This window comes from Mesorhizobium sp. WSM4840, assembly GCF_055811755.1.
This window is the reverse complement of sequence record NZ_JBVVQD010000043.1, coordinates 1-12505: the sequence shown is the minus strand read 5'-3', so window position 1 is coordinate 12505 and position 12505 is coordinate 1. Positions and strand designations below refer to the sequence as shown.

11 protein-coding genes are annotated in these 12505 nt (G+C 58.4%); 5 read left to right on the top strand and 6 right to left on the bottom strand.

The window, feature by feature from the left end; all coding sequences use genetic code 11:
- Nucleotides 1-38 precede the first annotated feature (38 nt).
- From AC0L3I_RS33205 to AC0L3I_RS33190, 4 genes are all read left to right on the top strand, one after another.
- Nucleotides 39-716, top strand: coding sequence for a DUF3238 domain-containing protein (locus AC0L3I_RS33205; RefSeq protein WP_473529732.1), 678 nt, complete (start codon nt 39-41; stop codon nt 714-716).
- Nucleotides 717-833: 117 nt separating this feature from the next.
- Complete coding sequence (locus AC0L3I_RS33200; RefSeq protein WP_473529731.1) at nt 834-1064, top strand: twin-arginine translocase TatA/TatE family subunit; 231 nt, start codon at nt 834-836, stop codon at nt 1062-1064.
- A gap of 315 nt (nt 1065-1379) precedes the next feature.
- Entirely contained in the window at nt 1380-1943 is a 564-nt protein-coding gene (locus AC0L3I_RS33195; RefSeq protein ID WP_473529730.1) for a tlde1 domain-containing protein, read from the top strand.
- A 122-nt stretch (nt 1944-2065) separates the two neighbouring features.
- Nucleotides 2066-2842, top strand: a complete 777-nt coding sequence (locus tag AC0L3I_RS33190) for a hypothetical protein (RefSeq protein ID WP_473529729.1) — start codon at nt 2066-2068, stop codon at nt 2840-2842.
- Between the two features lie 854 nt (nt 2843-3696).
- On the opposite strand, the gene AC0L3I_RS33185 is transcribed toward AC0L3I_RS33190, so the two are convergent.
- The 5 genes from AC0L3I_RS33185 to AC0L3I_RS33165 form a co-directional block, all read right to left on the bottom strand.
- A complete protein-coding gene (locus tag AC0L3I_RS33185; RefSeq protein WP_473529728.1) occupies nt 3697-4830 on the bottom strand; it encodes an OmpA family protein in 1134 nt (377 codons plus the stop codon).
- The gene (locus AC0L3I_RS33180; protein ID WP_473529727.1) at nt 4827-6167 is read right to left on the bottom strand and encodes a hypothetical protein; all 1341 of its coding nucleotides are present in this window, start codon (nt 6165-6167) and stop codon (nt 4827-4829) included. Before AC0L3I_RS33180 ends, AC0L3I_RS33185 begins: the two co-directional genes overlap by 4 nt.
- The gene (locus AC0L3I_RS33175; RefSeq protein ID WP_473529726.1) at nt 6164-7000 is read right to left on the bottom strand and encodes a hypothetical protein; all 837 of its coding nucleotides are present in this window, start codon (nt 6998-7000) and stop codon (nt 6164-6166) included. The genes AC0L3I_RS33180 and AC0L3I_RS33175 overlap by 4 nt, the downstream gene beginning before the upstream one ends.
- Nucleotides 6993-8324, bottom strand: a complete 1332-nt coding sequence (locus AC0L3I_RS33170) for a hypothetical protein (protein WP_473529725.1) — start codon at nt 8322-8324, stop codon at nt 6993-6995. Before AC0L3I_RS33170 ends, AC0L3I_RS33175 begins: the two co-directional genes overlap by 8 nt.
- A 172-nt stretch (nt 8325-8496) precedes the next feature.
- On the bottom strand, nt 8497-9252 hold the full coding sequence (locus AC0L3I_RS33165; RefSeq protein WP_473529724.1) for a thermonuclease family protein: 756 nt from the start codon (nt 9250-9252) through the stop codon (nt 8497-8499).
- Between the two features lie 1311 nt (nt 9253-10563).
- Between AC0L3I_RS33165 and AC0L3I_RS33160 the strand changes: the two genes are divergently transcribed.
- Nucleotides 10564-11667 carry a hypothetical protein gene (locus AC0L3I_RS33160; RefSeq protein ID WP_473529723.1) on the top strand — a complete coding sequence of 368 codons (1104 nt, stop codon included), beginning with the start codon at nt 10564-10566 and terminating at the stop codon, nt 11665-11667.
- A gap of 171 nt (nt 11668-11838) precedes the next feature.
- On the opposite strand, the gene AC0L3I_RS33155 is transcribed toward AC0L3I_RS33160, so the two are convergent.
- On the bottom strand, nt 11839-12159 hold the full coding sequence (locus AC0L3I_RS33155; protein ID WP_473529722.1) for a hypothetical protein: 321 nt from the start codon (nt 12157-12159) through the stop codon (nt 11839-11841).
- Between the last annotated feature and the right edge of the window lie 346 nt (nt 12160-12505).

The window sequence follows — 12505 nt, the reverse complement described above, 5'->3', positions numbered from 1 at the left end:
GTCCACTAATCGACCTCAACGCCAAAAGGAGAATCGCAATGAAAAGGACACTATCTCTCGCATTCGGCATGGTAGTTTGTGGTGTCAGTCTCGCTCACTCGCAAGAGGTCTCGATTGCTATTCGCACCTTCATTCCCAAGGAGCACCCAGGCATTCCAGGATATATGTTGCCGGTTCCCGGCAACGCTGGCCTGACCATGTTGCCTGAGGCACCCATCGGCCAGTGCTTTGGCACCGACAACAGGGATTTCTCCAACAAACAGGATGCTTCGTCGAGATTTGGCGGGCTCGTCACCGTCGATATCGGTTCCGGAGCCGGGCCGCGGCTCAAGCTCATACAGGGTGTCACCAACGAGTATGATTGCAAGACCGGCAACATTATCTGTGAAGAGCCGTCGGGCGGCGGCGGCTTCACGATCAGCGACGTAAACGTCTCGGCCGATGTCATATCGTTCAACTATTCAGGAGAGGCAAGCAATCCCTGCCTGACAATAGCGCCAGATATTGAATTTACGGGAACGGTGCGAATCGACCGTAAGGCCAAAACCGTCAAGGTAGACGGCAAAAACGACGTGTTTCCCTCATTCGAGGCGGTACTCTTCACCGCTGGAGGGGCGAAATCGCTGTTTCGTATGACACCGGACGGTGACGCGACGCCCGCGGACCTTGTCACGTCGTCGGCAAGTCGCCAGGCCTCCGGATCGGCTTCGTTCTAGACGAAGTTCTTCAGTGTCCGTGCGGTTTGATGTCGAACTCAACCGAAACGTTGACCATTGACTCAGCGGCTTAATCGAAGCCCAACGCAAGAATATGCAATTGAGAAGGAGAACAAAATGGGCGCACTCAGCATTTGGCACTGGCTTATTGTCCTCTTGGTGGCAATCATGTTCTTCGGAAGAGGTCGCATCTCCGCTCTAATGGGGGATGTGGGAAAAGGCATCAAGAACCTTCGGCAAGGGCTGGCGGAAAGCGATGACATCCAAGCGCTTGCTCATGAGGGCAACGTTGCGACGTCTCTGGGTCATCCAGCCCCTGATCGAAAATCGGAGCAAACACGGGGCTGAATTGGCAGATCGCCTTCAATGCCATATCCCAAGATAGTGGCCAGCCAGCTCGGGCTATCCATGATCGCACGTGGTGACCGCATCATGCCGTAATCCCCGAGACAGAGATGCCGTCTGATCCCGAGGACCGGGCCTCGTCACGGCGTTTCGGTTAGCGGCATCAATCAGCTTCGCTGCCACAGCGTTAGCGGAACCGGTTCCTGCACAACAGCCGATCAGTTAGGTGGCGTCCAGTTGCCGGGCAGGCTCCGCGACGTCGTTAGCTCACATTTGAAAAGTGTTACGCGGTTTTCTTGACAAGGAGGATGAGAGACCATGGCCCGCAGAACAACCAAACGAGCCCAGAAGGAATTCGCCAGGCGCATCGGAGTCGACTTGGTAATCAGCGCGCCCGTTGACGTAGCGGCCGATGGTAGTGTCACAACCGGAAACGACCGCCTCACCTTTGACGGTTATGCACTCGTGTGGCACGGCGCCAGTCCCAAGACGTTCACGGCGTTTTCTGGTCTTGCCGATGAATCCGCAAAGGAATCGGTTGCGGATGAGGGCCCCGTGCCACAAGGGAAATATGCCATCGAGCCCTCGAGAATCGAAAAATCGCCCGAGCCCGAGTCCGCCTGGGGAAAGAAGCGGGTCGCTCTCGAGCCATACCGCGCGACCGTTGATCGGATGAGGGACTGTTTCGGGGTGATCCGCACCAACATGTATATCCACGGCGGAACCGACGTGGGAACCATTGGATGCGTCGAGATCAACGAAGACACGGAGGAGAAGGCCTTCTTCGACAAACTCGCGGCCTACGGCAAGCGCATCGAACTTGAGGTCAAATATAGCGGCGGTCGCGAAAAGAAGTATGAGGACACTCGCTGCCCATACTGATGCGCCTCCGTAAGCGCCGAAGGTCCTTACTCCGATCTTCGGTACAGCGGGCGCTACCTGTCACATCAACCCAGCCGAACCCGAGGAGGTAGGTACCGTGCAGTCAACGGAGAACGTTCGCTATGGCTCGCCGTAAGCATCCGCTCGACAAGTTGAGCCAGCCTGTGGCAGAGGCATTGCCCGAGCTAGCTGGGCATGCAGCCAAATCGGCCTCCGAGGGCATGGCCGCGGCGGACGAACGTGGTTACCGCCGGCTGATTGAGAATCCGTGGATCGCGCTTGTCTTGTTGCCGATTCTCACAACCCTGCTCGGTGTGCTAGCGGCGCTCTACGTCGACGATTGGCGCGCGTCACGAGACCAGAAGGAGCGGATGATCGGGCTGTTGCAAGTCGCCCGCCAGGAATGTGAGGCGATCATCGGCACGCTCGAGACTGTTCAAATCGATCAGCAGCCGATCTTCGTCCCTACACTCGGCATCGGCCTGTTGAACATCCAGCAGGATGCGACGAGCCTCAATGTCATTTCACCAGAGGATTTTCGCGACCTGCTACAGCAACTCGTTAGCATCCAGGCGGCGCTCAGCGACTACGGCAGACTGGCCAACGATTTCAGGCTCCTCGCGATTCAAGTCCCGGGCGGCGCCCCACCTCCGGTTCTGCCGATGCCGGAGGCCTCCCCGAAACCCGAAACACCACAAGAAGCAAAAGAGCGCTTTGACCGTATGATGGCCGAGCTTGAGCAAATGCGGCAGACATACCTCCAACACATGCGGGAAAGGCTTCAGTCCTATAAGGACTCTGTCAGAGGCTTCTGCGACGTCGCCGGACGTATTCACGATGACCTTCGCGCGGCGAACTCGCTGGATGTACAAGCTGATCTGTTTAAGTCGTTCGCATAACGGACGGCATGCACTGCCAAGCATGCCATCAGGAAATGCCTTTCAACCTTCCCGATGGGTCGCCCTATTTCGAGGCCCCGGAACTCTTACCTAACGCCGCGGCCGAATTTGCTGAAAACCATCTCACGCTTTGCCCGACATGCTGCGCAAAATGGCACCACGCGCGGGCCACCTCGGACGCAGAGGTGGAAGCCGCGCTGAAATCCGCGGAGTCGCCGGAATCACTGTAAACCCTCGCCGGCGAATCAATCGCAATCCGGTTTGTGCGGTTGCGCCTCGACGACATGCTCGCAATCATCTCGGCCGCACCGGGGCGATGCGGTCTTCGGCGGAAGTGGGATGAAGGACGAGTTTCAAGTCCGGTCTAGACCCTACATAGACGTGAGAATCAAACACGGGCCCTAGACGGAGCTGAATGCCCGCGAAAGTTCGCGTCGCGAATTTTCCTGTTGAGCAGGATCTGCTCAATTCGTCGCTCTTGTTCCTCGGGCGAAGCATGAACCAATTCCAATGTCGCGAGGTCGACGTGGGTTCTGTCGAGCTCCAATCGAATAGCGTTCTCCGGATTCCCCGGCCCCGATTTTTCTCAAGGCAGAAAATTCTCCGCATGCCGGCCCGCCGGCGCGCGGACTCGACAAGTTCTCAACCGCCCCTTGATGCTCAACTACCGTCGAGGGTGGAAAGTTGCCATCCTTCTTGTCAATCGGAACGAGCAGGGTCGCGCCATTTGGATACCTTCGCCGACGGAAGGGTTTCAGTTCGTTCGCCGGTAACGGCCGCGGGCAGAAGAATTCGGACCGCGCCATGGCCAAAGAAACGAGGTAAGTTGTCGGGAGCCGAGAGCGGATTCAACGCTACCCGTCGCGAGTATGCTGAACGACGGCCTTTGTCGCTTGTTGCTCCGATCTTTTGCGGACCCGGATTTCAATCCGCCGCCTGGCCTTCACGTCTCCTGACTGCGCACCGTCCGTAAGCTGGTCTCCGGGCAGGATCAACTGGCCGCCCGACATTGGCAGGATAGTCAGGCCTTTGAGTTCGGGCATGCCTCCGAGCAGTTCGGCGACCGAAATGGCGCGTGCGAGGCCGAGACCTGCGTTGTCGGCGGGATGCAGGGAGCCGATGGGCTTCTGGCCGTCCAGGACGGGTTTTAACCCCCTGTCCAAGTTCGACGCGTATCCCGACATGGCCTGCTCGTCGGTATGTCCGATCACCTCGATGATGTCGACGCCGTATTCCTTCGCCCTCCCTGCGATCTCCGAGGCCTTTTGGCGTAGCTTGATCTTGAACGTGTCCGACAACTCCGCGCTGCCGACCTTGAAGTTGTAGCCCTCCAGCTCACTCATGCTGATGATGGGCGGCCATTTGTGCGGCCTTGAATTCCCTTCTTCGGCGGCCTTGTCCAAGGCAGCAGCGAGATCGGCCGCGGAATCGGCCTTCTCAGTGAAGCCCCTGTCGCGCAGCACCGCCATGGAAGACGCCAATTTCTCAGTCTGTTCGGCCGTTATCCCCTGCTCGGCCAGCGTTTTGACTGCGGGGACAAGCTCCTTTGCGATTTTCTCGTCCACCGAGTGTTCCTTGATGACCTTGGTCACGGGGGCGTGCTTGATGGCTTCTTCGACTGTCAGGCCCGTTTCCTCGATCCTTTCGACATCCTGTTTCGCCTTGACCAGTTCGCGCCATTCCTCATCCGGTATCCTACCGCCAGTCGCCGATTCCATCATCTTGGCTACCCGTGAGAGAAGTGCTTCATTTTCCTTCTTGGCCTTGGCGGCCTGGGCTTCGGCAATCCGGGCTTTCTTCGTCGCCTCAATGGCCCAGCTCTCGGCCGCCGCGGCCTCCTTTTCCTTTTTTGCGATGATCGCCCCTGCCGCAAGCAGGAGGCAGAAGACCAGCAGCAGCATCGTCTCGGCCATGGTGAGGCCAAGGATCAGGCCGCGACCGTAACCTTTGCGTTCGTAACTGACGGACGTGTCGCCCGGCGTGCTCATCGGCCAAACCACCCTTTGATGCGCGAGGCCTCTGCGGGAGCGGGCGGCAACACGCCATCCAGCGGTTGGAAAACCGCCACCGGTTCGGGAGCGGGCCTGGGCAAGGCGACACCAGGCACGATACTTGGACCGGCTGTGGTTGGGGCAAATGCTGCTGCGGGCTGGGTAGTGGGCCGTGTTTCGTAAGCGTTGGGCTGCCTGCCCGCCAGAAGTTTGGCGACCAGGTCGTTCGTGTCCTGGCTTTGTTTCTGAACCACCCTTGCGAGCACTTCAATCAGCTGCTGCTGGCTGTTGACCGCTTCGGCAGTTTTTTCCGCTGCAGCTGCCGCCCTTTCCGAATGCTCTCCCACTACATGGAGTGCTTTTGCCGTGGTGTTTGCCACCCCCTGCAAAACGTTGCCGATTTCCGCCATCCGCGACTGTTGCTCGACGGAGGCAGTTTCGGTCTTGACGGCGTACTGGGCGACGGCATTCCCCAACGCCTTCACCATGGGAGCGAGGTCGTTTTTCAGGACCTCTTCGGGCACGACAACGCGTTCTAGCTTGGCCGCTACGACATCCGCTTGCGTCCCCAGCCTGTCAACCGAGGTAGACATCGAGGAATTCGCCTTCTCAAGCAGGTCTCCCGCGGTTTCCACCCTCTTGGCGACGGCGGTGAACTGGCCCTCGATCTGGTCGAAATTGCTCTGCATTGCGCTGCCCAGCTTTCCTGCGGCTTCCTGAATCGGCTTGATGGCTTCCATGGCGAGCTTGTCGAGGATCGTCCTGATATGCTCTCCGTTGCGCTCGGCCTGCTTTGCGATCTCGTCGAAGCCTTCCTCCAGCATCTGGTTGCTCACCCGACGGAAGTCGGAGAACTCCCTGGTGACGTTTTCCATCTCCGCCCGGACCCGCCTTGTCATATTCGCCAGTTCGTGGCGTGCGGACCGTTCGATGTCGGCGGGGTCGCGTCTCATCTGATTGTAGAGAATGCGAAGTGCGATGCCCGTAATAGTTGAAGTGATGGCGATGCCGAAATTCTTGACGACCGCGTCGGTGGAGGCGTCGGAGCTGAACTGGTAGAGCGCCATGCCAAGGCTCGAGAGGGTGTAAAGAAACCCCATGTAATAAAGGTTGTCGCCCGTCTGCTCGTCATGCAGCCGCAGCTTCCCTGTAATCGTTGACAGTGCCAAGTAGGTCAGCATCAGGAGGATCGGGACGGACATGGACAGGAAGGGGTCGACCCGGAACCATTTCGAGACCGCAATGAAGAAGCATCCGCCGATCGTGAAGGCGGCAAAAACCCCCATCGGAAAGTAGGGATGGGACAAGAGACCTTGATGTTTCTTCGTCCTCATTGTTCGGCCCCCGCCATGTTGAGGCCCGCCAGCCTGATCACGTTTACGAAATTCCCGTCCTGCCGTTCGACCCACTGCTTCCAGAATTCGACATGGGCAAGGGACTCGAATTTCCGGTTGGGGCGCTCGACATAGAGGAGCGAGACATCCACCCCGCCGAGAGGCGTCCGGTACTCTTTCGCGGCAACGCTCCCGGCGTATTTTTCGTAGTCGGGACCTGCCTTGTATTGCGAATAGAGTTCCGTGTGCTCGATCATGTCGGAGGCAACGAACAGCCTGCTCGGCCGCCCTGCCCCGATCTCGCCGTCAAAGACTGTCAGCTTCACCTTCTGGATCGCCGCCATGATCGGCGACTGAATGGCCCCGGTTCCGTTCGCGATGACATCGGGCAGTTTGTCGAGCGGTTCGTCAAACACCTTTTTCCATTTCTTGCGTGCCATTTCGGGGTTGCCTGTCCAATTGTCGATATCGGAACCGTCGCCGGGATTGCAGGCATCGAACATGAGCGGGATGTCGCCGGGTTTACCTGACAGGCTGACCACCCTCAGGTAGCCGCCTTTCTCGACGCTGCCGACGATGTCCCTGAACTGGTTCTTCAGGTCGCTCAAGGTCGTTGGCGAGAGCTGGTCGGTCGCGTCGAAGATCACCACCGTTGCGCTGGTTGCGCCTGCCGCGGGGCAGTTGGTGCCCTCCACGGTCACGGTGTGATCCGTCCGCAACCACATCCATACGAAGCCGATGCCCATGGCAAGGGACAGCAGGCCAAGGGCACCCGCCCCCAGAACCGTGCCGATGCTGGTTTTCTTCTTTTTCCTGCTGTAACGCCTAGCCATCGATCTTGTCCGGGTGAAGCCTGTCGAGTTCCTGATATGCCGCGATGCCGTTTTGGCACTCTTGCCCGATCAGGCGGACCTCCTCGTTGAGTTTCGCCTGCGCATCCCTGATCGAAGCGGACAATTCCTTGTCGCCCCATTCGCCGTCGGCCGTGACCTTCGGCTTCACTTTTTCGAGGTGGTACGGGTTCGAGAAGTATTTGGGAGGCGGTGTTCCCCTCGCCTGGACGTTTGCTTCGCGGTACTTGGAAAGAAGCTGGTTGCACGCGCGTTCGAGATGGTTCTGGTGCTCTGCGAAAAGGGAGAGGAGCTTACCCCTGTGTTCGACGATTGCGCGGTGTTCCCGCTGCAGCAGTCCGAGGCCTTTGATGATTTCCTTGACCTTGTCATTGTGCTCGTCGCGGACGTCCTGAAGCCGCTCGATGAGTTCGCCCTTCCCGTCCTTGTAGTTTTCCCTCGCCGAGTTGCGCCTCTTTTCGACGCCCGCGTACCCGACATACGGGTCGAGCACGAACCACCCGTCGATGAACGCGATGATCGAGAAAAGCATTCCGATCATGAAGAGCAGCCATGATTTGATGTCGGTTAGCCCGGCCGGGTTGGCCCACATGTTGCTGACCACGAGGTTTCCCGCCCCGTCCGCGAGCGATCCTGTGACTTCCCTGTAGTGCGCCAATGCCAGGTTGATGGCGAGCGCAAGGACCACGTAGCCGGCAATTGCCGCGGCTCCGATGGCTTCGACGGGAAAGGATTTGTGGGTGACGAGCCGGGCGCAATAGATCGATGCCAGCAGGGCAATGCCGATGTTTACGAAGGAGAATGCCGCCGCCTCGATGATGCCGCCGAAAAAGCCCTGCTCGTTTCCCTTGGCCAGAAAGCTGCCGTTCATCCCGGTTTCGACAAGGAACAGGAACACCAGCAACGAGACCCTGAGCAGGTGTGCGCCCCCTTCGGGAATGCGTGCGGCGCGGATTAGTTTATGCTTGTCCTTGAACCAGGTATGCTCCCGTTCCGCGTCGTTGAGCGCCCTTCTCAGGCCGTGGAGCTCGTCGACGCCAACGGCCACTTCGGCTTTGAAGTCGGAGACGCTGGACGAGTTCGCCAGGCTGATCAGGCTGAACTGGTCCTCGAAGTCGAGGCTGGCAAGCCGGCCCGCAAACAGTTGGAGGTCGGATTCGACGGCCTGCTGGGAGGTTTTCTTTTCCTCCTCCACCCTCTCGATGACGGTGTACTCGATGTCGTCGTAAGGTTTTGCTGTTTTCGGAGGCTGGTTCAGCGCGCCGCGTCTTTTGCCTTCATTTACAAGGTCGAGGTCCTTTGCCATCTTGTCGACGTTTAGGCTGGGGAATACCTGCGTCCCTGACCTGAAGTCATGATTTGCCTCAAGGACTTTGTCCCTGAGCTTGTTCAGGCTCTCAAATCGTATTGCCAAACGCTCACCCCCGCGAGACTATGTTTTGGGTTTTCTAATTGTCGCCGCGTCAACGGCGATGCTGCTATCGGGCGGCTGGACGCCAGCCTGCATCGACGGCTTCGTCTACTGTGCAGAACCACCGTTCGCCCTGGTTTTCCGAAATCCTGGTCCGCTCATAATGCGCTTGGCCGGGAACATGGAAGATGCGTTCTCCCTTGGCACTGACGTTTCCCTTGATCTTGCAGCCTCCGCCGCCTTGAGTGGGCAATCCCGCGAGGGGTGCGGAAACCGCCGGGGCGCGCTTGTTGGCACGCCAGTCCCAAGGGTTCTCGAACGTGCCGGACCACAAGCCGAAATTCTGTTCGCGGGCATTTAGCTGCAGCTGGGCATAGGCTCCGCCGCTATAGCGTACCCAGTCCAGAGCAAGGCCGTTTGCCACAAGCCATTCCTGAACGCTGGAACCGTCCGCGCGGTAGCAGTTGCCCACGAAGCGGCCGTAACGGTCACGCTCGACGAACTCGCATGTCGTAGGTGAGGATTTGCTGAGGAAGTCATCGAGCGCCTTCGCCGAGATGGATCCGCAGCGGTATTTCTGACCATTGCCGTTCAGGCACAGCTGTGAAGATTCCGGAGCGTCGACGCCGTTGAAGCGGATGCGTTCCCCGTGGATCTCGATTGTGTCTCCGTCGACGACGGATGCGCGGCCGGCAATCATTGCACCGTTTTGCGCCAAGGTGTCAGCAAATGCGTTGAGAGAGTACGCTGCTGCCGCCAACAGCACAGCCAGAAAACGACATGCAATTCGATTGCGAGCCGAAATTGATTCGGCGAATTCCATTAAAGCCCCCCGCAGGACTCGACCACCGTTCCTCTTAGACGAGCATTGATGGTTCTACAATGCAATTATTCCGTTGGACTTCACTAGTACAGGAACTGAAGAGCATTGCGCTTCAAAAAACATCAGAGGCCGCCTGCCATTTGGTTTTACAGCAGCCCGCGCGGATGAGGTTCACCCAGTTCCGGGCCGCGGCCAACTTTGGTTGGACTGGGGCAATGGACGTATTGCGGCAGGGATCTTCCCTAGAAGGTTTCAGGGAAGGTGATCATATCGGCATGCATGGACTGCTCCAACGCGACACGCCTGCGGGAACCAGAACTGCTCCCCGGAGGAAGCCAGGAGTTGCAAGCACTAATAATGGCGGCCGCGATTTTCAGCATGTCTGTGCGACTTCCAACAATCTTTGACACCCCTGCATTTTATGTGCCGCCGTCATAGGTCGAGCGCTGCAAGACATGCAGCGTCAGCCTGAGATTGTCGCCCATGAGCTGGAGCGGGCCGGCGCCAGTGATGACTACGAGTCAGAGCGTCACGACCGTATACAAACATCTCGGCTCTCCGGGCGCTGTATGGGGCGTGTCACTCCCAAGGGGCAAGCGTCGAACTAGAATCTCATTGGGGCGACGCTGGAGCGCCTCTAGGGGATATTTGGTAAAGCGCCGCCAGGGCAGCATCGTTGGCCCGCCCTCTCCTTCCGGAAGGAGCATCGTGAAGACACACCTATTGATTGCCGAAGAGCTTGAAAGCGTTGCCGAACGCATCGGGGACATGCCACGCGCGGATTTGCAAATCATTCTGCGTCGCGCTGCTCCGAAACACCGCGGGTGTGCCGCTGGAGCCGACCGTGGACGATGCCTTCAACTCAATTGCCGGCGAGATGAAGGTTGGTCGCGTAGATCTCATCCAAATTATCTTGCGCTTGGTTGGAAACCAACGCGTATCTGCCAATCCAAACGATCGACGAGGAAAGCGAGACGGACGGCAGCGGCTAGCCGCCGGCCGCTCGCGGTAGACCTGATTCCGCTTGATTTGAGGTGCCCCTATTCACAGCGCCCAGGAAGTGCTTTGCTGAAACGTCACCGGGGGGCAGTCCATGAAAACGTTCACAACCGTCTGTGTTGTTGCGCTTACCATTCTGTTGGGAGCCGTCTCGTCCTACGCACACGGCGGAGGCTGCCGGAAAAGTTCTCCGCCTGGCCAGTGCTGTCATATGGACAACAGTTCCGGTAGCGTCCACTGCCACTGATAAGGCGTTCAGGAGGTTGGATATTTGATCGCCCAGATTGAACACGTTCGGAACGGAGGCGGCCCATGTTCAACATTTCCCAAGTGGCACTCGCTGCCGGATCGATCGCCGCACTGACCTGTTTTCCGGCCGCCGCGGCGGACATCAAGATTGTTTCCTGGAACTCCGAGGCGGGGATGTATGAGAGCATCCAAAAGCGCCAGTCTGGATTTCAGCAAATGGCAAACGAACTCTCTCCTGACGTGCTCGTGTTGATTGAAGTCAACGGACCCGAAGAGCTTGAGCGAATTGTCGGATTCCTCAACTGGCCAGAGTATCACGCTGTCCTTTCAGATTTCGGAGATGTCCAGACCGACGCGTATTTGGGCCTCGAGGTGGCAGTTGTCTCTAAAATTCCGTTTACTGCCGCGACGGAATTTGATGCTTCAAACGCTGATGGCACTCACGACGTATTTGGACCGTTCGGCCCGCTGCAAACGTCAGAGCAAAAATTAACATCGACCGGAATCGGAAACATCTCGCCGATGCGTCACACCGACAGGGGAACCCTGCGCGTCGATCTGTTGAACGGGCTCACGATTTTCCCCGTTCATCTCAAATCAAACACCAACGGGCCGTGCATTGAAGCGGGTGATGCGGTCGAGGCGCTTACCGCGATGAGCATTCCTATTCCCTCAGCGGTAACCGATGGCATCCAAAACGGCTTTGCAGCCTCTACGAAGGAGAATGTTCTCAACGCCGTAAAACGCGAGCGCGTTATCGCGGCCGTTGAGCAAACCGCGCGAACCGCAGCTATGGAGGGTCGAACAGTCGTCATCGCAGGCGACTTCAACACGTCGTACGAACCAGGCAAGGTGGGCAGCGGCTTCGCAGATTGTACGCTAAAGGACTACGGATGTGAGAAGATGCCCTTCCCCGCAAATGCTTGCGAGGGCGATGGTTTCGATGACACCTTGGCTGTCCTAGAAAGCGGACTGACGGGTGGCGGAAATTGGACCGTGCTGACCAAGAGCCTTGGTCGCACTTATGATGACACATCCTTTGCCGATAAGGCGATCGATCACATAGCGGTACAGAGTACAGACGAATCTAAATTCTCAACGGCCACGAAGTCGGACAAGACATATGGGTCAGACCACTTTGCGGTGATCACCACCTTTCGGGAATGAATAAGGGCGTTTCGTCGGCATGAGCCCACCTCGCCTTGGCATCACCTGCGATGTAGAGCTCCGCGATCTTTCCTTGCTGGTTGGCCTACGCCGCGGCCTTAAGCCTATACGCCTCTCGCTGCCTCGGATTTCGCACCGCTTCGCCCCGGCAAAAATTCCCAACCCGCCGCTTCAATTCCTCGGCAGCTTGTGAATCTCCAGCCGCACCGGGCCGCCTCGGTCGCAACTCGTGCAAAACAGCGCCCTTTCGACCGTGCCGAGCAGCGCGTCCTTGCCGTAGCGCCTGATGAGGGCCGGCGCCTTTACCTCCGCGTGGTGCGAGCAGTTTCTGCACCAGGCGCGTAAGGTGTGCCATTCGCGGAGATCGCCTAGCGATACGTCCAGCCCGGCATGTATGGTGCCCTCTACGATGGTCTGCGGCTGCACTGTCGGCTCGCCGGGCGTGATGATCTTCTCCATTACGTGCCGGCTGTTGTAGTGGATCAGGAGCATGCCCGGTCGACGCCGGATGGCGGTTTGCCACGCCGCTTGGCTGACAAATGAGTCCGGCGATCGACAAATGGTCTCGACAAGCGCCTTCGCCTCGCGGTCGCAAAACTCGATCCGGAGGCGAGCCAGGCGATATCGCTCGGCCGGAAGACGGGCGGTCCATTCGCATCAATCCCGGCGCTTCTCGACGGCGGTCGCGCCATCCCCAAGACCAGCCGGAATCAGAATCCCCATAGCCCACCGCCTGTGGCCCGCGGGTTCCTTCCTCGGGCACTTTCGTACGCCTGCCGGCGCCCGAAACTCTTATATGGGGATGGTCAACTACAAACGGGCATCACGTCGACATTGT